At 62.4% G+C, this 20,088-nt stretch carries 23 protein-coding genes; 10 read left to right on the forward strand and 13 right to left on the reverse strand.

The window, feature by feature from the left end; genetic code table 11:
* Positions 1-88: 88 nt before the first annotated feature.
* From WD767_13230 to WD767_13260, 7 genes are all read right to left on the reverse strand, one after another.
* The gene (locus WD767_13230; protein MEX2617052.1) at positions 89-1,255 is read right to left on the reverse strand and encodes a multidrug effflux MFS transporter; all 1,167 of its coding nucleotides are present in this window, start codon (positions 1,253-1,255) and stop codon (positions 89-91) included.
* A gap of 267 nt (positions 1,256-1,522) precedes the next feature.
* On the reverse strand, positions 1,523-1,780 hold the full coding sequence (locus tag WD767_13235) for a hypothetical protein (protein MEX2617053.1): 258 nt from the start codon (positions 1,778-1,780) through the stop codon (positions 1,523-1,525).
* Positions 1,781-1,988: 208 nt separating this feature from the next.
* Complete coding sequence (locus tag WD767_13240; protein ID MEX2617054.1) at positions 1,989-2,294, reverse strand: hypothetical protein; 306 nt, start codon at positions 2,292-2,294, stop codon at positions 1,989-1,991.
* 150 nt (positions 2,295-2,444) lie between these two features.
* The gene (locus tag WD767_13245; GenBank protein ID MEX2617055.1) at positions 2,445-3,650 is read right to left on the reverse strand and encodes an NADH:flavin oxidoreductase/NADH oxidase; all 1,206 of its coding nucleotides are present in this window, start codon (positions 3,648-3,650) and stop codon (positions 2,445-2,447) included.
* A 59-nt stretch (positions 3,651-3,709) separates the two neighbouring features.
* Positions 3,710-3,922, reverse strand: a complete 213-nt coding sequence (locus WD767_13250; GenBank protein ID MEX2617056.1) for a LapA family protein — start codon at positions 3,920-3,922, stop codon at positions 3,710-3,712.
* Positions 3,919-4,188, reverse strand: a complete 270-nt coding sequence (locus WD767_13255; GenBank protein MEX2617057.1) for a hypothetical protein — start codon at positions 4,186-4,188, stop codon at positions 3,919-3,921. Before WD767_13255 ends, WD767_13250 begins: the two co-directional genes overlap by 4 nt.
* Before the next feature lie 197 nt (positions 4,189-4,385).
* Complete coding sequence (locus WD767_13260; protein ID MEX2617058.1) at positions 4,386-4,568, reverse strand: hypothetical protein; 183 nt, start codon at positions 4,566-4,568, stop codon at positions 4,386-4,388.
* 136 nt (positions 4,569-4,704) lie between these two features.
* On the opposite strand from WD767_13260, the gene WD767_13265 reads away from it, so the two are divergent.
* On the forward strand, positions 4,705-5,628 hold the full coding sequence (locus tag WD767_13265; protein MEX2617059.1) for a LysR family transcriptional regulator: 924 nt from the start codon (positions 4,705-4,707) through the stop codon (positions 5,626-5,628).
* A 114-nt stretch (positions 5,629-5,742) separates the two neighbouring features.
* Positions 5,743-7,290 (forward strand): carboxyl transferase domain-containing protein, encoded by a 1,548-nt coding sequence (locus WD767_13270; protein ID MEX2617060.1) that lies wholly within the window; start codon positions 5,743-5,745, stop codon positions 7,288-7,290.
* 64 nt (positions 7,291-7,354) lie between these two features.
* Here the strand turns inward: WD767_13270 and WD767_13275 are convergent, their stop codons facing one another.
* Complete coding sequence (locus tag WD767_13275; GenBank protein ID MEX2617061.1) at positions 7,355-7,960, reverse strand: glutathione S-transferase N-terminal domain-containing protein; 606 nt, start codon at positions 7,958-7,960, stop codon at positions 7,355-7,357.
* Between the two features lie 301 nt (positions 7,961-8,261).
* On the opposite strand from WD767_13275, the gene WD767_13280 reads away from it, so the two are divergent.
* The 3 genes from WD767_13280 to WD767_13290 all read left to right on the forward strand — a co-directional run bounded on the left by WD767_13280 (position 8,262) and on the right by WD767_13290 (position 10,976).
* Positions 8,262-8,831 carry an enolase C-terminal domain-like protein gene (locus tag WD767_13280; protein MEX2617062.1) on the forward strand — a complete coding sequence of 190 codons (570 nt, stop codon included), beginning with the start codon at positions 8,262-8,264 and terminating at the stop codon, positions 8,829-8,831.
* Entirely contained in the window at positions 8,828-9,886 is a 1,059-nt protein-coding gene (locus WD767_13285) for an LLM class flavin-dependent oxidoreductase (protein MEX2617063.1), read from the forward strand. Before WD767_13280 ends, WD767_13285 begins: the two co-directional genes overlap by 4 nt.
* A 337-nt stretch (positions 9,887-10,223) precedes the next feature.
* The gene (locus tag WD767_13290; GenBank protein MEX2617064.1) at positions 10,224-10,976 is read left to right on the forward strand and encodes a TorF family putative porin; all 753 of its coding nucleotides are present in this window, start codon (positions 10,224-10,226) and stop codon (positions 10,974-10,976) included.
* Between the two features lie 141 nt (positions 10,977-11,117).
* Here WD767_13290 and queG read toward each other — a convergent pair whose 3' ends face one another.
* Genes queG through WD767_13315 form a run of 5 tightly spaced genes read right to left on the reverse strand, consistent with a single transcriptional unit; the run spans position 11,118 to position 15,420 of the window.
* Entirely contained in the window at positions 11,118-12,260 is a 1,143-nt protein-coding gene (queG, locus tag WD767_13295) for a tRNA epoxyqueuosine(34) reductase QueG (GenBank protein ID MEX2617065.1), read from the reverse strand.
* A complete protein-coding gene (gene queF / locus WD767_13300) occupies positions 12,247-12,705 on the reverse strand; it encodes a preQ(1) synthase (protein ID MEX2617066.1) in 459 nt (152 codons plus the stop codon). Before queF ends, queG begins: the two co-directional genes overlap by 14 nt.
* A gap of 30 nt (positions 12,706-12,735) precedes the next feature.
* A complete protein-coding gene (tgt, locus tag WD767_13305; GenBank protein ID MEX2617067.1) occupies positions 12,736-13,860 on the reverse strand; it encodes a tRNA guanosine(34) transglycosylase Tgt in 1,125 nt (374 codons plus the stop codon).
* Entirely contained in the window at positions 13,857-14,894 is a 1,038-nt protein-coding gene (gene queA / locus WD767_13310) for a tRNA preQ1(34) S-adenosylmethionine ribosyltransferase-isomerase QueA (protein MEX2617068.1), read from the reverse strand. Before queA ends, tgt begins: the two co-directional genes overlap by 4 nt.
* Before the next feature lie 4 nt (positions 14,895-14,898).
* A complete protein-coding gene (locus tag WD767_13315) occupies positions 14,899-15,420 on the reverse strand; it encodes a queuosine precursor transporter (GenBank protein MEX2617069.1) in 522 nt (173 codons plus the stop codon).
* A 280-nt stretch (positions 15,421-15,700) separates the two neighbouring features.
* Here WD767_13315 and WD767_13320 point away from each other — a divergent pair, with 280 nt between their 5' ends.
* From WD767_13320 to WD767_13340, 5 genes are all read left to right on the forward strand, one after another.
* Positions 15,701-16,240, forward strand: coding sequence for a hypothetical protein (locus WD767_13320; protein ID MEX2617070.1), 540 nt, complete (start codon positions 15,701-15,703; stop codon positions 16,238-16,240).
* 75 nt (positions 16,241-16,315) lie between these two features.
* Positions 16,316-17,263, forward strand: a complete 948-nt coding sequence (locus WD767_13325; GenBank protein MEX2617071.1) for a D-2-hydroxyacid dehydrogenase family protein — start codon at positions 16,316-16,318, stop codon at positions 17,261-17,263.
* Between the two features lie 62 nt (positions 17,264-17,325).
* Positions 17,326-17,922, forward strand: coding sequence for a 2-hydroxychromene-2-carboxylate isomerase (locus WD767_13330; protein MEX2617072.1), 597 nt, complete (start codon positions 17,326-17,328; stop codon positions 17,920-17,922).
* Positions 17,923-18,170: 248 nt separating this feature from the next.
* Positions 18,171-19,463: an MFS transporter gene (locus WD767_13335; protein ID MEX2617073.1), complete on the forward strand. Its 1,293-nt coding sequence runs from the start codon at positions 18,171-18,173 to the stop codon at positions 19,461-19,463.
* 91 nt (positions 19,464-19,554) lie between these two features.
* Complete coding sequence (locus WD767_13340; protein MEX2617074.1) at positions 19,555-20,064, forward strand: hypothetical protein; 510 nt, start codon at positions 19,555-19,557, stop codon at positions 20,062-20,064.
* Positions 20,065-20,088 lie beyond the last annotated feature (24 nt).

Genomic DNA, 20,088 nt, shown 5'->3' on the forward strand with positions numbered 1-20,088 from the left:
GTTTCCGGCCCGGAATTTAGGCCGCTATCTGGTCAATACAAAATCAAGTTTTCTTTACCGATACAGGGCTATTGCGCATGCCGCCGGGTCAGGTTTCGCGGGTGAGACCCGAATCGACCCACAATTTCACGGCCAGCGACATGCTGCTGAACAGGGCAAACCCGCCGATCAGCGGCAGGACCGTGCCGTCATAGGATTGTCCGATAACGGTACCCAGGACGACGCCGGAAATGGTCGTGAACGACGTCACGACCCCGGCGCCGACTCCCGCGATATGGCCCAGCGGCTCCATTGCCATGGCATTGAAATTGCCCATCAGCATGCCAAAGCAGAAGAAATTGACCATTCCCCAGGTCATCAGCGACCACAGGGGCGGATGGCCCGCCTGCCAGAAGGACACGCAGAAAAAGGTGATCGACGCGGATCCCATCACCGTCAGGGCAATCGTCGTCAGCCGCCGCATGCCGAACCGCATGACGAGCCTGGAATTGGTGAAGGCCGCCGCACCGATCCCCAGCGCCAGGGCCCCGAAATAGAACGGAAACCGGATACCGAGGCCATATTGCACCTGCATCACCTGCGCCGCCGAGGACAGATAGCCGATGAAGGCGCCGAACACGAGTCCCGCCGAAACCATATAACCCAGGGATTGACGGTTGCGCAGAATTTCCAGAACGCTGCGCAGGATGACGGCGAGGGAAAACGGCTTGCGGTTCTCCGGCGCGAGGGTTTCGGGCTGGCGCAGTGCGAACCAGACAAAACCGATTGCCGAAAGCGTCAGCAACATGCCGAATATGGCGCGCCAGGACGCGACCAGCAGAATCGCCTGCCCCAGCAGCGGCGCCAGCGCCGGCACGATGATGAAAACCGACATCACCAGGGACATGATACGGGCCATTGCGCGCCCGGAATACTGGTCGCGCACCAGTGCGATCGTCACGATCCGGGATGCCGCCGCGCCCAGCCCCTGCAGGACACGGCCGGCCAGCATCACCTCGAAATTCCACGCCATCGTCGACAGCACGCAGCCGGACATATACAGCGCCAGGCCCGCATAGATGGCGCGTTTGCGCCCGATACTGTCGGACAGGGGGCCATAGATAAGTTGCCCGATCATCAACCCGACGAACAGGAAGGTCACGACAAGCTGGCTGTCATTGGCCTGCGCAACGCCGAGGTCCCTGCCGATTTCCGACAGGGCCGGCAGCATGGCATCGATCGAAAGCGCGACCAGCGAAATCAGCAATGCCAGCATGACGACAAATTCGCCCTGCGACAGGGCGCCGCCCGACCGCACACCTGCGCTATTGCCGTTACTCAAACCTTTTCTCCGCGTTTGGGCCGACACATGATGGCGGGCCCGTAAAAAGCAGGGATGACTGACCGTGCCGGGCGACACGGCGACCATGCCGGAGAGATTTCAAGCGGCTCCCAAGCCAGGACTAGACACGATTCTGTCTCTAAGCCGAAAGACTCCGCAGGGCAAGGCTCTCCCGCCGCGGGCGTACGGCAACGCCGAAATTCAGGTAGCGCCGGCATATCCCATCCGGGACGCCCAGAAACTCCAGCGTCCCAACTCACTGATTACCAGCCGTCCGCCCGTGCAACGGACAAGGGCTATTTCGACGAAGCCCTCGGTCGGATCGTCCATGAAACAGAATATCGTCTTGGCGAACAGAAGCCTGTCTTCAAGGCTTTCCGTGATACTGCCCGGTTCGGACGCCCGCCATTTCACGTAGACGTCGGGCCCCAGATTGTCTGTAATCCCGGAATCACACACGCTTTGGCGGCTTCTTCGGTCATCGGCAATCGGCGCGCAGCATTCGGCAGACCATGAAAATGAACGTCCTGCGCATAACGCCTCTTCAGAAACCACGCCGTCTTGATCCAGGCCAATCAGTTTGCCCGTGACCTCTATAAGCACATCAGTTCTGGTGAGATCGCCAGAGTCGATTCCCCGTCAGGCACGATCTGATCTGACTTCCCTTTCAGGATTCCTTTGCCGGACTGTCGCCAATCCCGCCATGTTTGGTCGGGCCTGTCTTGGTTTCGCCGTCGCTGGCCAACAGGGTGTCCAGGGCCTGCTGCACACGCTGAATCATGGGGGGATCGCCGCCGATCATCCCCTCTTCCTGAGCCACGGATTCCTCGACCGCATCGTACTCCCAGCCGCGCAGTATTTCGATTTTCTGCCCATTGCTCAGCGACGCATCGTTCAGCACCGCCTCGGGCGTTCCGAATTCGGTCCTCGGGTCACGCTTTACCTGCTCGCGATCGTCTCCGGCACTGTTCACCTTTCACCTCCTCGGGTTGGATTTGGGATTATTCCGTGAACGACCCGCCGGTCATTTTGTTCCTGGAACGGTCGGCGCCATTGCAGCTGTTACGGTGCCGCAACGCCGGGACGACCGGCAGATCGTGATCCTTCCGCAACGGCGCTGAGTTCATCGCGCGCCGAAAATCCGCTCGTAGGCGGCCTGGGTCACGGCACCGCCCTGGTTGATCGGCATATCCTTCGCCTTGTCGCGCAGTCGCAGGCGATAGGCGTATTCATGCGGCATCTGGCCATAGGGATCGGGCGCGCCCAGTTCCTTGGCGCAATGCGCCGCCCAGTCCGCATTCCAGATAAATTCCCGCGCGACGCCGACCAGATCCGCCTGACCCTGCCGCAATATCGTCTCGGCTTCCTGTGCGGTGGTAATACCGCCAACAGCGATCGTCATGATACCGGCTTCGCGACGGATGCGTTCGGCGAAGCCCGCCTGAAACTGGACGATGCGCGGCACCATCGGCATATCGGTATCGCCGGTGATGCCCCCGGAGGAACAATCGACCAGGTCGATGTCCCGTTCCTTCAGGGCCCGGGCCAATTGAACGGTGTCCTCCAGCCCCCAGATTCCGCCCTTCCCGTCGACGCAGGACACACGGAAGAACACCGGCTTGTCGGACGGCCAGGCGTCGCGGGTGACTTCCGCCACTTCCAGTGCGAACCGCATGCGGCCTTCCAGGTCGCCGCCATAGGCATCCGTGCGATGATTGCTGATGGGCGACAGGAACTGATGGATCAGGTAGCCATGCGCGCCATGCACCTCGACAATATCGTAGCCCGCATCCATCGAGCGGCGCGTCGCCTCGCGCCAGGCATCCAGCACCGTGCGGATATCGTCACGGTCCATTTCCTTTGGTGTAAACCGGCGCGGCAACTGGTCCAGCGCGCTGGGCGCCAGCCCTTGCCACGGCACAAACCCGTCCTTTGCATCTTCATCCGTCAGCGGGCGCCAGTCCTCGGTGGCGCCGTGACAGGACGCCTTGCGTCCCGCATGGCCAAGCTGGATTGCCGGCACCGCGCCCTGTTGGCGGATGAAATCGTTGATACGGCTGTATTGCGGAACATGACGGTCATGCCAGATTCCCGCGCAATCATAGGTCTTGCGGCCGCGCGCCTCGACGGCTGTTTCCTCGCCGAAAATGATTCCCGCGCCGCCGAAAGCCAACCGCCCGAGATGCGCCATCTGCCAGTCGCCCGGCCCGCCGTCTACGGAATTGTACTGGCACATCGGCGACACCACGATCCGGTTCTTCGCGGTCACGCCACGCAGGCTGACGGGCGTGAACAGGAGTGGCGGGACGGTATTGCTGTCGGCTGTCATCTGGGGTCCTCCGGTCCGGCGCGTCGTGCCGGACAAAGCTCGCACTTGTCGTATTTGGGTCAACGCGGATCGTCATGCCGCCTGTGCTGGACGCGCGCCATCAGCAGGCCGACCAGTATACCAGCCCCGAACAGCACGAAAAGAAGTAGCGCGCCTGGCAATGACAACGTCCAGAGCAGAAAATTCACCTCGACCGTCGCAGTATTCTGCAACGTGAACAGAATCACGATACCGGCCACAACGATGACCAGCCAGTACCGGAAATTTTTCACTGCCCGCACCGCGCCGGCAAGGTTAGCGCGATATCCGGGCCGATCGGTTGTTCGGCCATATCCAGGATGTTCGGGTCGCGGGCGTAGTTCAGGAAGGCCAGGTCATAGGACAGCAGCGCCGAACAATTGTCCCGGAACGCTGGATATCGCGCCAGCAGGCGGTCGTGGTCCTTTTTGATGGACTCCAGCGTTTCTTCGCAAAGCCGGTAATCGGGCACGACATAGCCCTTTTCCCGATATTGTGCGATCTGCGCGTCTGTCAGCATTCACCCGCTCCTCCGCCCGCTTTGGGACGCATTGTAGCGGCTGCCCGGAAAAAAGAAACCGGAGCATCGGCGCCAAATCAAAAAAGGGCGCCGGCTTGAAGGCAGTCCGGCGCCCTTTTTCTGACCTGAATATCCGATAGCATCAGCTTCGCGAATATTGCATTGCAGCAATTCCCGAAATGCATGGCTTCGATCAATCAGACGATATCGTTCGCCTTCCGTCCGGCTGCGATGCCTTCGCCGAGCGCCTTGAAGAAGTTGCTGAGTCCACTCCAAAGGGATACCATAACTCTATGGAACTCCTCGCTCCTTAACTGGTGCGCATTGCGGATCGCCTGATCGAGGGTCTTCGGGTCAACGGGGCCAAATTGTGTCATCATTTTTTCCTTTCCAACTCCACTCTGGTAGAACGCACCATGACGTCCTCTGTTGCAATGCAACATAATATTTTCTTGTTGATTAACAATCTCGAATTATTCAAATATATTGTGAAATACGGGAACCAATGGAGGCCACATGGATCAAAGCAGTGAAATGGCGGCCTTTGTGACCGTCGTCCGGGAAGCCGGGTTTTCATCGGCGGCGCGCACGCTCCACCTGACGCCATCGGCCGTCAGCAAGCAGATTTCCCGGCTGGAGGACCGGCTCGGCGTCCGGTTGCTGAATCGCACCACGCGCCGGTTCAGCATGACGGACGAGGGCGAGGCTTATTACCAGCGGGCTGTCTCGATCCTCGCCGAAATCGCCGAAACCGAGGCCATGATCTCGAACCGTGGCGGCGCGCCCCGCGGCATCCTGCGGGTCAGTTGCTCAACGACTTTCGGGCGGCAACAGGTCGTACCGCTACTGCCGGAATTTCTCGGCAGGTTCCCGGAAATAAGCATGCAGCTTTCGCTGTCCGATACGATGGTCGATCTGGTGCAGGAAGGCGTCGATGTCGCGATCCGTATCGCCGAACTCAGCGATTCGACATTGGTGGCGCGGCGGCTTGGCATGGACCGCCGGATCGTCTGCGCCGCGCCCTCCTATGTCGAGAAACACGGCCTGCCGAAAGTTCCCGAAGACCTGCGCGATCACAACTGCCTGATCCTGAATACGGCCCAGGCGATCAACGACTGGGAATTTTCATCGAACGGTGAGAGCCGCCGGATCCATATAGAAGGCACGTTTGAGGCAAACAGCGGCATTGCAGTGCATGCCGCCACCCTCGCCGGGCTGGGCATAGCGCAGCTGGCATCCTACGTCGCCGTCCCGGACCTGAAGGCCGGGCGGCTGATATCGTGCCTGGATGAATTCGTCGTCTCCCAGCGGCCGATCTACGCAATCTATCCGCATCGCCGGCACCTGTCGCCCAAGGTGCGGGAATTCGTGAATTTCCTGATCGACAAGTTCACCCCGACACCGCCTTGGGGCCACTGGCCGGTGGAGCACGAAGAGTGATCCGGACCGCTTTCCATGAAAGGCCGGAATAGCATAATCCAAAGTTCCTGACGTATGCTTCAAACCTGTTGCAAACGCAGCATCGAAAAAAAGCATGAAACGGGGGAAACACGGATGTCCTGGCAGCCGGAACTGGAAGAACTGAAGCGCCGCGAAGCCTTTGCCGAGGAACTCGGCGGACCCGACCGGGTCAAACGCCAGCATGACGGCGGCAGGCTGACCATCCGCGAACGGATCGACATGCTCGCCGACAAGGGCAGCTTCCGGGAGTTGGGCAAGATCGCCGGCATGGCGGAATATGACGGCAACAACGACCTGGAAAAGCTGACGCCGTCCAATTTCGTGTTCGGCCGCGCCATGGTGGATGGCCGCCGCGTGGTTATCGGCGGCGATGACTTCACCGTGCGCGGCGGTTCGGCCGATGCGACGATCAAGGACAAGCACCTGCTGTGCGAGCGCATGGCCAACGAATTGCGCCTGCCGTTGCTGCGGCTGGTCGAAGGGTCCGGCGGCGGCGGTTCGGTCAAGACGATCGAAACCACGGGCCGCGCGAATGTGCCCGGCACGGCGGGCTGGGAAATGGTCGTGTCCAACATGGGCACGGTGCCGCGGGTCGGGCTGGGGCTGGGGTCGGTTGCCGGGCTGGGCGCAGCGCATCTCGCCGCCACGCACTACTCCGTCATGCTGAAGGACAAGGCGGCGGTGTTCGTCGCCGGACCGCCGGTGGTCGAACGGCTGGGTCAGAAAGTCACAAAGAACGAGCTGGGCGGCTACAGGATCCAGTTGCGCGCCGGGGCGGTCGATCATGCCGTCGATACCGAAGCGGAAGCCTTCGCATGCGCGCGGCGTTTCCTGTCCTACCTGCCGTCATCGGTCTTTGAACTGCCGCCGCGCGCCGAATGCCATGACGACCCGAACCGCCGCACCGAATGGCTGATCGACGCGATTCCCCGCGATATCCGCAAGGTCTACAAGATGCGGCCCATTGTCGAGGCGCTGGTCGATGAGGGCTCGTTCTTCGAAATGGGCCGGCAATACGGCAAGTCTGTCATTACCGGCTTCGCGCGGTTTGACGGCTGGCCGGTCGCGCTGATGGCCAGCGATCCGTATTCCTACGGCGGCGGCTGGACAGCGGATGCCTGCCGCAAGGTCGCCAAATTCGTCGATCTGGCGGAAACATTCCACCTGCCGGTCGTCTACCTTGCCGACTGCCCGGGATTCCACATCGGCAAGGAGGCCGAGGAAGCCGGCACGATCAAGGAAGGCGTGCGCGCCATGCACGCCATGTGGCAGACGACCGTGCCCTGGTGCGCTGTCGTCATCCGCAACCTGTTCGGCGTTGCCGGCGCCGCGCATCGCAGCGGCGGGCGGTTCTGCACCCGATACGCCTGGCCGTCCGGACGCTGGGGTTCGCTGCCGCTGGAAGGCGGAATCGAGGCCGCCTACCGGGGCGACCTGGACGCGGCAGACGACCGCGACGCCAAGATGGCGGAAATCGAGGAAAGGCTGGGCAAGCTGCGCTCGCCCTTCCGCTCTGCGGAGGCCTTCCTGATCGAGGAAATCGTCGACCCGCGCGACACGCGTTCGCTGCTCTGCGATTTCGCGGACATGGCGGCGCCGCTGCGCGAAACCGGCAGAAGCTCCCACACGATGCGGCCCTGACCGGCGCCGTTCGCGATTGCCCCGCCGCGCCAAACGCGGGCGGCGAGGCGAACCATGACCCGATCTACCCGAAATTCGGCATCGAATTGGCGAGCGACGGACGCTTGACGATGTCCGCGTACCAGGCGGCCAGTTTCGGCCGACCGTCGCGCCACTTGTCGCCGGGGTGGCGACCGTCGGCATAACCGAGCGACGCCGCAGCGCTGAGGATCCCCATGTTCATCGGGCCGCTCAATTCGCCGGCAAAGCCTTCCAGCGCATCGTAACACCGTGCGGCCCGGCCCGTTTCCTTTTCAATGAGGGCGGGCGATTTTTCGGAAGGATCGCGCCGGTTTTCATGGGACCGCAGGAACAGCGAATCCATCAGCAGGGATGCGATACCTTCGATCTGGAAAGCGGTGCCCCGTGCCGCCGGATCGGACGGATACATCTTGCTGCCGGACGCTTCGTCCAGAATTCGCAGGATCAGCAGCGTCTCGCAAACGAAGGCGCCCGTATCGGTTTCCAGCGCCGGCACCTTGGCCCCCGGGCCGTAGCTGTACAGGACATTGTTCGGGTCGGTCAGTGGGTTGACGTCAACCAGTTCAACCTTGTCGCCTAGTCCGAATTCGGCGACGGCCAGCCGCGGGCGGCGGGCATAGGGTGAGTTTCCCGTGTAGAAAAGCTTCATGAAATGGCTCCCTTGCATGTTGGCTGCAGGCGACCCGTATTTCGCCCATCAGTGGAATTTCAGCGTGGACACGTCAGCATCCTTGTATAAGGTGACGACTATCTTATTTGACCGGTCGCGCGCAACTGCCATGCCGACCCGGACAACCGGGAACCGAGGCGAAACCCATGAAAATCACCGGGATTGTCGTCCACCCGCTCTTCATTCCCGCCGCACGCCCGGGTGGACTGCGCGGCTGGGACGGACTGCCCGCGCCCCTGCCCCGCGGCCCAGCTGCCCCAGGCCATGGCGGCCCGGCGCTATGTCGATGGCCGATGAAATCACACGGATCCGGCTGACCCGCGACGCCATCGGCCCCGACGTGATGCTGATGCTGGACATGAACGCGCCCTACGATGTCGCGAACTGCATCCGCTTCGCCCATGCGGTTGCGCCCTATGACATCTGCTGGCTGGAGGAACCGCTGTTCTGGCACCTGCAGCCGACGGATTTCATGCGGCTGGCGAATGCCTCGCCGATTCCGCTGGCGCATGGCGAACGGGAATGGACGCGCTTCACAGTTCGCGACTTCATCGATTCCGGTGCGCTGAAATTCGTCCAGTTCGATTCGACACGCCATGCGGGTTTCACCGAATCCCTGCGTATCGCCCATTACGCCAAAATGAACGGCGTACTGATCGCGCCGCATTCGGCGACACATTTTCACGCCCATCTGGTCTCGACCTTGAAATCGACTGGGAATTTGCGAAATCGGTCCGCAACGACGCGTAAAGTAATAATCTCGCCGGTCGTTCAGGCCGGCTTGGCGTCAATGCCATTGCGTCGATATAGTAATGGCCAAATACAACAACGAATTGGGACAGGATCATGAAATTCGGCGTAAGCTGCGGTTATATCAATCATATCGGCTATGTTTCCCATGCGGAAAACCTTGGATTCGACTATGCGTGGTTTTCCGATACGCATCTGATCCGTTCCAACATCTGGGCGACGATGGCTGTCGCCGCGCAACAGACGCGCACCATCAGGCTCGGCTCCGGACTGGCCATTCCGGGGTTGCGGCTGGCGCCGGTGGCCGCCTGCGGCATCGCGACGATCAACCGGATCGCGCCGGGCCGCGTCTTTTTCGGTACCGGCACCGGCAACACCGCGATGCGCACCATGGGACAGGCCCCCATGCGCATCAGGGAATACGGCGAATATATCCGCGTCGTGAAGGCGCTGCTGGCGGGTGAGGAAACGGACTACACGCTGAACGGCACCACGCACCCGATCCGGTTTCAGAATGTCGAGCTGGGCTATATCGACATCGAGCATCATATTCCGATCATGGTCGGCGGCTTCGGACCCCGGGCACAGGGGCTGGCGGGCGAGTTGGGCGACGGGCTGATCACCGGCATCCCGCGCGGCGGTTCCATTCCCGAAGCGTTGGCCAATGTAAGGAAGGGCGCGGACAGGGCCGGGCGCAAACTGGAAAACTTCCAGACCTATGCGCTGGTCAACCTGCTGATGCTGGAAAAGGGAGAGACGCTGGAATCGGAACGGGTCGTCGCCGAATGCGGCTCCGCGATCATGGCCAACGTGCATTACCTGGTCGACTTCGTGAAGGAAACCGGCCGCGAGCCGCCGGATTACGTCATGCCGATCTGGGAAGAATACATGGATTTCCACATGTCGCGCGACGAAGCCACCCGCCACCAGAAACTGCATGAAAGCCATTACAGCTATCTCGACCCGGAGGAGGCCCGCTTCATCACACCGGAAATGATCCGGAATTTCTGCATCGCCGGACATCCGGAGGAAATCGTCGATCAGCTGCGCGGGCTGGAAAAGCAAGGACTTAACGCCGTCACCTTCAGCCTGCCGGTCGAGAAGATGTACCGCCAGATCGAGGATTTTTCCCGCAACGTCATGTCAAAAATGTAGACGAAATGCCGTTACCCGGCGAAACCCTGCAATCGGATCGCGTCATTGCGGAATCCCGCCATCAGGCCCTGCACGCCAGATGTAACGAAAATTATAACGCACCGAAAAAAGTGTTAAAGGCGGATTTCAGAATTGGAAAGCCGGCCTTTTTTTATGCACACGCTCATATAATAGCCAGCCCGCGCCGTTTCCTGAATTAGCGCTATATTAGAACATTATTATATTTCAATGACTTGAAAATCCTTACTTCCTCCAACTCTTTGGCATTGAAGTTGCACAAAGTGCGATGACGTCAAAATGCGTAATCCGCAAGGAAAAAACACTGGAGGAGAGAGTAATGAAGTTCAAGTCCTGGCTTTCGGCGAGCGCCATGGCGCTAGCGGCAGGGTTCTCGGGAAGCGCGATTGCAGCAGATGGTGAAGCCGATATCGGTACCTTCTCGGCGAATATCGGGCTGTTTTCCGACTACACATATCGCGGCATATCGCAGACCACGAACGAGCCGGCCATTCAGGGCGGGATCGACTGGTCGCACGATGTCGGCCTGTATGCCGGCATGTGGGGCTCGAGCGTCGATTTCGGCGACGGCGATCAGGCGTCGCTCGAAGTGGATGTCTATGGCGGGTACGGCGGCAGCATCGGTGGTTTCACCTATGATCTGGGCTTCATCTATTACGCCTATCCCGCTGCGTCGTCGGCCCGCGAATACAATTTCTGGGAATTCTCCCCGAAAATCGGCTATGATGCCGGCTTTGCTTCCTTCGGTCTTTCCTATGCCTATTCGCCCGATTTCTTCAACGAAAGCGGCGATGCGCATTATTACGAAGCCAATGTGGAAGTGCCCCTGCCCGTCGGCTTTACCGCCAGCGCATTGATCGGCCGCCAGAACATCGACGACAACGCCGTCTTTGCCCTGCCGGATTACACGACCTGGACAATCGGCCTCAGCTTCGACCTTGGCACGCTGCATTCGAAGATGTCCAACCTGTCGCTCAGCGCCAATTATGTCGACACGGATATCGACGAGACCACCTGCGGCAGCAATATCTGCGATTCCCGCGGCATTATCGGGATTTCAGCCTCCTTCTGACCAACCGGAGACGGGACCCGCTTCCCTCCCGCTACTGTTGCGCGTTTCTCCCTCCCAAACTGACGCGTGTCTAAAAGGGAAACGTCTCCGGCTCCACCGTCACGTCATGGCAGCGTGACGGTGGAGCGTCAGAAAGTCAGTTCAGGCGGCTGGCGCATCCCATTCCGCAATCACATCGGGGTCCGTTTCGGCATCCCGCCATGCCTGCCGGATACCGGCAAATTCGGGCGGCGGCAGCAGCCGGCGCAACGCCCAGACAGCCATGGCGCGGACCAGCGGCGATTCATCCCCCAGCCTCTCGCGAACGACGACGGCATTGTCCGGGTTGCCCGAATTGCCGATGGCGATCAGCACATTGCGCACAAACCGGTCGCGTCCCGTTCGTTTTACCGGCGAGGCGGCGAAACAGGCTCGAAACGCCGCGTCGTCCAGCCGGGCCAGTTCCGCCAGGCGCGGCGCGGAAAGCGTGTCGCGCGGCATCAGCGCAGGCTCCCCAGTGGCTCGGGCGAACTTGTTCCAGGGACACACCGCCAGGCAGTCGTCGCAACCATAAATCCGGTTGCCCATGGCTTCGCGGAATTCCGCCGCAATGTGGCCTTTATGCTCAATCGTCAGGTAGGAGATGCAGCGCCTTGGGTCGAGCCGGTAGGGTGCGATAAACGCCTGCGTCGGACAGATATCCAGGCAGCGGGAACAGGCGCCGCAATGATCCGTTTCCGGAGGATCGGGAGGCAGTTCCAGCGCCGTGAAAATTTCACCCAGGAACAGCCAGGACCCGAATTCCCGGGATACCAGGTTGGAATGCTTGCCCTGCCAGCCGATCCCGCCCTGCATTGCCAGCGGCTTTTCCATCACCGGCGCCGTATCGACAAAAACCTTCACCTCTGCGGAGAAATATTCGTGCATCCAGCGCGCCACGCGTTTCAGGCGTTTCTTGACAACGTCGTGATAGTCGCGCCCCTGCGCATAAACGGAAATGCCGCCCCGGTCGCGCCGGTCCAGGATCGCCAGCGGATCGCACTCCGGACCGTAGTTCATACCCAGCACCACAACGGATCGGGCGTCCGGCCACAGCGCATCCGGACAGCCCCGCCGGTCCGCCGTCGCTTCCAGCCAGTCCATGTCGCCCTGCATCCCGGATGCGAGGAATTCCTTCAGGCGGCCGGCGGATTGCGGCGCGCCCGTCGCGGGCGCGAAGCCGACCGTATCGAATCCCGCGGCGAGCGCGAAGGTGCTAATCTCTTCGCGCGCGGCAGCCCCCGTATTCCGTCTATCCCCGCCCACGATAGGGTGCCACGCCCTGGTCGGGAATCCAGAGGTCCTCCGGCGCCGGACCGGTCTGGTAGAACACGTCGATCGGCATGCCGCCGCGCGGATACCAGTAGCCGCCGATGCGCAGCCATTGCGGTTCGATGGCCGCGACCAGCCGCAGCGCCACGGCGACAGTGCAATCCTCGTGGAAGGCGCCGTGGTTGCGGAATGACGCCAGGTAAAGCTTCAGCGACTTGCTTTCGATCAGCCAGTCGCCCGGCAGGTAATCGATGACCAGATGAGCGAAATCCGGCTGACCGGTCACCGGGCAGAGCGAAGTGAATTCCGGGCAGGTGAAGCGCGCCATGTAGCGCACACCCGGCTGCGGATTCGGCACCCGTTCCAGGACCGCCGCGTCGGGCGATTCCGGCACGGCCGACAGGGCGCCGAGTTGGGTAAGGGAATGCGTTTCCGTCATGGGGTCACCGGTTTGCCTTCTTCCTGCGGTTCACAGCGGGTCAATATCGCCCTGGCCCTGCCCGGCGCGGAAACCGGCGACGAATCCATCCAGCCTGTCCGCCTCCAGCGCCTGGCGCAGCCCCGCCATCAATCGCTGATAATAGGTCAGGTTATGCCACGTCAGAAGCATCCCGCCCAGCATTTCCCCGCTCCGGTGCAGGTGATGCAGATAGGCGCGGCTGTGTCCGGTGCAGGCGGGGCACGGGCAGTCCTCTTCCAGCGGGCGGGGATCGTCCGCGTGGCGCGCATTGCGGATATTCAGCATGCCGCGCGCGGTAAAGGCGCGGCCTGTCCGCCCGGACCGGGTCGGCAGTACGCAATCGAACATGTCGATTCCGCGCAGCACCGCGCCGACGATATCATCCGGCGTGCCGACCCCCATCAGGTACCGAGGCCGGTCTTCGGGCAGGTGCGGCACGGTGGCGTCCAGCACCTCGAACATCGCCGCCTGCCCCTCCCCAACCGCCAGTCCGCCGACCGCGTAGCCGGCGAACCCGGTTTCGATCAGCGCCGCCGCCGATTCCGCCCGCAGGTCCGGATAGACGCTGCCCTGCACGATTCCGAACAGCGCATGGCCGGGGCGCTCCACAAACGCCTGCCGGCAGCGCGCCGCCCAGCGCATCGACCGCGCCATGGACTCCGCCGCTTCCGCATGGGTCGCCGGGTGCAGCGTGCATTCGTCCAGCACCATGGCGATGTCGCAGCCCAGCAGGTGCTGGATCTGCACCGCACTTTCCGGCGTCAGGCTATGGGGCGACCCGTCCACATGCGACTGGAAGGCGACTCCGTCCTCCGTAATCTTGCGCAGTTTCGACAGGGACATGACCTGAAACCCGCCGGAATCGGTCAGGATCGGGCCCTGCCAGCCCATGAACTTGTGCAGCCCGCCGAGCCGCGCAATACGCTCCGCCCCCGGGCGCAGCATCAGGTGGTAGGTGTTGGCCAGCACGACCTCCGCCCCGGTGGATCGCACCGCGTCCGCCGTCATCGCCTTGACCGTCGCCGCGGTGCCGACCGGCATGAAGGCGGGCGTTTCCGCCGTACCGTGCGCCGTGTGCAGCCGTCCCCGCCGCGCCCTGCCCCGTGTTACCAGCTTTTCGTATGCGAAGCTCATACACCGGTTCCTTCCGGCGACAGCAGGCAGGCATCGCCATAGGAATAGAACCGGTAACCGCTTTCGACCGCATGGGCGTACGCGGCGCGCATACGGTCCCGGCCGGCGAAGGCGCAGACCAGCACGAACAGGGTCGATTTCGGCAGGTGGAAATTCGTCATCATCCGGTCGACGGCGCGAAACCGGAAGCCCGGCGTGATGAACAGGGCGGTTTCGCCTTCGAAGGGATGCACCACGCCCTCATCGTCCACCGCGCTTTCCAGCAGGCGGACGCTGGTGGTGCCAACCGCGACAATCCGCCCGCCGGCCTTGCGCGTCGCGTTGATCGCCGCCGCCGTAGCCTCATCGACTATTCCGTATTCGGCATGCATGACGTGGTCCTTCAGGTCGTCCGCCTTCACCGGCAGGAACGTCCCGGCGCCGACATGCAGGGTCAGCCGGGCGCAGCCGATCCCGCGCGCCGCCAGCCGCCGCAGCAATTCCGGCGTGAAATGCAGCCCGGCGGTCGGCGCCGCGATCGCCCCGTCCTTTTCAGCGTATACTGTCTGGTAGTCGGTCAGGTCGCCGCCGTCGAATTCGGCCCTGCGGATATAAGGCGGCAGGGGCATCGCCCCGTACTGCTGCAGCGCCGCAACGAATGCGTCCTGCGGCAGGTCGAACCGCAACAGGATATCGCCGGAAGGCTCCTTCGCGTCCACGGTAGCGAAGAAATCATCGGCGAAATGGACCCGGTCGCCGACCCGCAGCCGCCGGCCGGGCTTCGCAAAGGCGCGCCAGCAGCCATTGCCCGTATCCGTATGCAGCGTCACCGACACCGCGACGTCGCCGCGCTTTCCCGCCAGCCGGACCGGCAGGACCCGTGTATCGTTGACGACCAGCAGATCGCCCGGTTGCAGCAGGTCCGGTAAATCGCGCACATGCCGGTCGGCTGGACCGTCGCCGACGACCAGCAGCCTGGCGCTGTCGCGCGGGATCACCGGATGCTGGGCAATGGCCTCGCGCGGCAGCTCGAAATCGAAGTCGTCCAGCCGCACGCGATCAGTCGCCGGTTGCGACCGCGGGCCGGATACGGGCGCGCAGTACGCCGTACGGGATCAGCATGATCGCGGCCATCGCGAACTTGGCAAAGACATCGCCGATGGCGAGCGTCACCCAGGGCACCGGCGTCAGGGCAAAGGCGAGCGAGAAGAAAAGCGTCGTATCCAAAATCGCGGCAATCGCGGAGGAACCCAGCGGCGCCTGCCACCAGGACCGGTTGCGCAACCTGTCGAAGACGTAGACATCGGAAAGCTGCGCGACGAGGAAGGCCGTGCCCGAGGCCAGGGCGATCCGCGGCGTCGCCAGCCAGATCGACAGAACGACCGCGCAGGCGAACCCGGCATATACGACATGGCGCGTCCTTGCCGCGCCGAAACGCCGATTGGTCAGGTCCGTGATCAGGAAGGAAACCGGATAGGTCAGCGTGCCCCAGGTCCACCAGTCGGACAGCGGAAACTGCACCGCGACATTGGAAACGGCGACAATGACCGTCATGGCGACAATGGCGAATACGATACCCATGAATGCTCCCTCGCGCCGACGCCGGCGCTTTAACCTGAATTTCGAAGGTGCCCGAATTTGTGCCGTCGCTAATACTATTTTCCGGCAATTGCCAGAGTTTTCCGCCAAACGATGCGACGCCATCCCATTTCCGTGAAAAAACCGCGATTTGCAAGATTATTTCAATTACCTGGCGGCCTCGTGGAAAAAGCTGACGGATAATGGTAAATATTGCGTGTAATACCGCCGAACGTTAACGCCGCAACTTGCAATTTTAACGATTTCGGACTAAATAATCTCCATGGTTCAGTCAGTCGGATTCGATCCGCTTCAGGTGAGTTTCAGTTCCGCGGACCAGCGTCGTCCCTCGGAACGGGAGCCCGATTCAACCCGCATAACGCCCGCAACGGAAAATGAAGCTGCTACGGCCGACAGACGCCAGCGGGACACGGCGGACACGTCAAGGCCGTTGCCGGAACTGACCCGCATTGCCTTCACCGCGAAATTCGGCCCGGATGCCAATGGCCAGCCGTTACAACTCATTCGCGGCGAGCAGGTGGCCGCGGCCGAGGAAATCGATTTACAGGCTATCGCGGCCAACCGCGTTCCACAGGAAGAACGCCAACCGGTGCTGCTGCAGGCGCAGGAATCCCGGGTGTCGGCGACCGACGCGACACGCCGCCAGCAGGAAGCCGATGCTGACCGGCAACGTGAAACGGAAACGGCGGTTGGCGCGGAGCGGCAGGAAACGGCGCGGGTGGAACAGCAGCAGGACAACGCTACCGCGCAGTCTGGTGAACGGCGGCCGTCAGCCGGCTCGTTCCTGGATCTGCGGGTCTGAAATTTGGGCCGAAGGCCCGGTCTTCATATATTCTCGCATATCACCGGAATATTCGATCACGAGGGGGAAAGCGCCATGCGCGTAGCGATACTTGACGACTACCAGAATGTTGCACTGACGATTGCGGACTGGAGCCCGCTGAAGGGTAAGGCGGACCTCACCGTCTTCAACGACACCATTACGGGCGAGGACGCAGTCGTCAAACGGCTGACCGGATTCGACGTGATCGTCTGCATGCGCGAACGCACACCAATCACCGCCGGCATCGTCAACCGGCTGGACGACCTGAAGATGATCATCACAACGGGCATGCGCAATGCCTCCATCGACGGCAAGGCGGCGCGGGCGCGCGGCATCGACCTCTGCGCCGCGGCCGGTGCGGGCGCACCCGCGGCGGAACTGGCCTGGGCGCTTGTCATGGGGCTGATGAAGAATATCGCGCGGGACGACAGGTCGATGCGCGATGGCCAGTGGCAGCCCAATCTGGGCCTGACCATGGCCGGCAAGACGCTGTCCTGTCTGGGGCTTGGCAACCTGGGCGCAAGAGTTGCCAAATACGGTCAGGCCTTCGGCATGGACGTTATCGCCTGGAGCCAGAACCTGACCCAGGAACGCTGCGCCGAACTGGGGGTCCGCAAGGTAACCAAGGAGGAAGCGCTGTCGCAGGGCGACGTCGTCTGCATCAAGCTGGTGCTCAGCGACCGGTCGCGCGACCTGATCGGCGCGCCGGAACTGGCCATGATGAAGCCGACGGCCTTTCTGGTAAACACATCGCGCGGCCCCATCGTTAACGAGGCCGCGCTGATCGACGCGCTGCGCAACCGCACGATCGCCGGCGCGGGACTGGACGTCTACGACGTGGAGCCGCTGCCGGCCGACCACCCGCTTCGCAGCCTGGACAACACGCTGCTGTCGCCGCATACAGGCTATGTCACGCAGGAGAGCCTGTCGGCAATGTACACCAGCGTGGTCAAGGATATCGTCGCCTTTACCGACGGAAACGCGATCAACGTCATAAACTGATCCGAGCCCGCCATGCCGCGCAGCAACCGGTTGCGCGGCTCGGTGGCCCGGGGGGACCGCACATGAAAAAGAATATCGATTATTTTATATCGCATGGCTCGCCATGGACCTATCTCGGCAGTGTACGCTTCCATGAAATTGCGAAACAGGCGGGGGCGTCGATAAACTACCGTCCGGCGTCCTTTCACAGGATATTTTCGGTTTCCGGCGGCCTTCCCCTTGGCAAGCGCGCGCCGCAACGCCAGCGCTACCGGATGGCGGAACTGGCGCGGTGGCGCGATTATCTGGGCGCGCCGCTGACCCTGGAGCCAAAATTCTTTCCGGCCGCCGATCAGGCGGGAAGCCAGATGGTTATCGCCGCGGACCTTCAGGGCCTGGACACAGGCGCCCTGTCCAACGCTATCCTTCGCGCCATCTGGGCGGAGGAACGCAACATCGCCGATGACGATACCCTCGTCGCCATCGCCAATGAACAGGGCATGGACGGCGCGGCGCTGCTGGCCGCCAGCAAGACGCCGGAAATTTCGGAAACCTACGACGCCTATACGCAGGAAGCCATCGACCGCCATGTGTTTGGCGCGCCAACCTATATTTACAATGGCGAACTGTATTGGGGACAAGACCGGCTAGGATTCCTCGAACGGGCGCTGGCCGGGTAGCTCCTGTTCGGCGACCCAGGTAATGACGCAAATAAGTGATTTAAGGGATGCGGGTGGCTTGCGGATGGCGAGTCAGATACGCCTGCGCCGCGCTTCCCGGTAAAAAAATATAAAGGCCGCTTGCTGTCACGATGGCCGTACCCGCAAACGTCTGCACGCTTTCCTAATCCGATGCGCCGCTTTAACCTTGCCGGTGACAAATATGGCGGCTGCACGGGGCGTCCGGCGCAGCCTAACGGTAGGCGGCATTGACCCCGAACATTCGAATAGCGCATTTCCTCGCCGGCCGCCTGCCATTCTATTACGGCTGGGTGATCGTCGGCTGCGCCATGTGCGGCGCCTATGTGAAGCAGGGCGGCGCGGTTGGCACATTGTCGGTATTCGTGTCTCCGATGACCGAGGAACTTGGCTGGTCCCGGACGGAAATTTCCGGCGCCGTCTCGCTTGGCGGAATCCTCGCGGCGCTCTCGGCGCCGATGGTCGGCACCCTGGCCGACCGGCGCGGCTCGGGATTCATCCTCGTTGCGTCTGCCCTGCTGCTGGGTGCGGCAACGCTGTTCCTGTCCCTGACGGAAACGCTGATCTGGTTTTACGCGGCCTTCTGCATCGCCCGGATGACGTTCGCCGGGCCGTTCGATATCGGCACGACAAGTGTCGTCGCGAAATGGTTCGTGCACTCCCGGGCGCGGGCCATGTCCTACGTCAATGTCGTTTCCAGCGCCAGCCTGGCCACCATGCCGATCATCGCGCACGCGGCAATGCAGGGCAGCGACTGGCGCGCCGGCTGGATCGCCATCGCGGCCGTGGTTCTGACCGTCGGCGTGCTGCCCAACCTTGTCCTGATGGTCCGCCAGCCCGAAGATATCGGCATGCTGCCGGATCGTTCGACGGCGCTGCCGGCGGTGAGTGCCGGCGAAGCCGCCGCCGCACCACCGCCCGCCGCGCCGGAATTCACGCGCAAACAGGCGCTGCGCACACCGGCCCTATGGCTGATCATGGGATATACGGCCATGATATTTCCGGTTCAGGCCGGCATCAGCCTGCATCAGGTGCCGCATCTGATCCAGCGCGGATTGTCGCCGCTTGTGGCGGTCAGCGCCGTCAGCCTGTTTGCGATCATTTCCGCCGTCGCCAGCCTGGGGTTCGGCTATTTCGACCGGCGGGTCAGCAGCCGCATCGGCCTGTGTGTCGCCGCCGCCTTCATGAGCGCCAGCGCCGTGATCCTGATCGGGGTTACCCAGGCATGGCACGCCTATGCCTCGATGCTGCTGTTCGGCGCGGGGATCGGCGGCATCTTGACGCTGACGCCGGTCATCCTCGCGGACTATTTCGGTCGCAACAATTACGGCGCCATCCGCGGCATCGCCCTGCCGGTCCAGGTGATTTTCCAGGCGGCGGGCCCGCTGATCGCCGGGGCGCTGTATGACTGGAAGGGCGTCTATACCTATTCGCTGATACTGTTCGCCGGCTGCGCGCTGCTCGCCGCCCTGCTGATCCTGTTTACGCGGCCGCCCAACATGCCGGAGCCCCACATCCGGTAACAAGCTCGCGGTAGAATCCGGCAAAAAGCGTTGCTATAGTCGATTACTCATCAAGTACGATTGTGCGGGGGAAATTCCCATTCGCGAACCGTTGACATCCGACGAGCAGGAACGATTCCACAACCTGCTCAAACTGGCCAGGGAAAGCCCGTTCGAAGGCGAGCGCCGCAATGCGCTTGCCGCGGCGGAACGGCTGGCCAGTCGCCGGGGGATGACGCTCGAGGAAGCGGCGATGCGCCAGGCGCAGCCACGGCCCGGCGCGTCGAATTGGGAACGCGAAGTCCAGGAGCGGGCGCGGGAATTTGCCGCCTTCGTCCATATGACCGATTACCAGATCTACCTGGACAAGCAACGGCGCGAGGTGGCCCGGCAGGAAGCCGAGGCGCGCGGCCTGGACGGCGCGGAAAAACGCGCCGCGGCACGGGCGCAGGCGCGATCGCCCCGCCAGACACGGCGCAGCACCGTGTGCATGGCGCCGGAGAAACACGCCTGGGCGCTGGTCCGCGAAACGCAGCTGTCCTATCGGGAAATCGCCCGAATCACCGGCCTGGGCCAGCATGAAATCCTGCACATGAAGATACAATTGCTGCGGGCCGCCTGATTGCAGCCGCGGATGCGGCGCGCC

This window comes from Alphaproteobacteria bacterium (assembly GCA_040905865.1).
Taxonomy (GTDB): Bacteria; Pseudomonadota; Alphaproteobacteria; order UBA8366.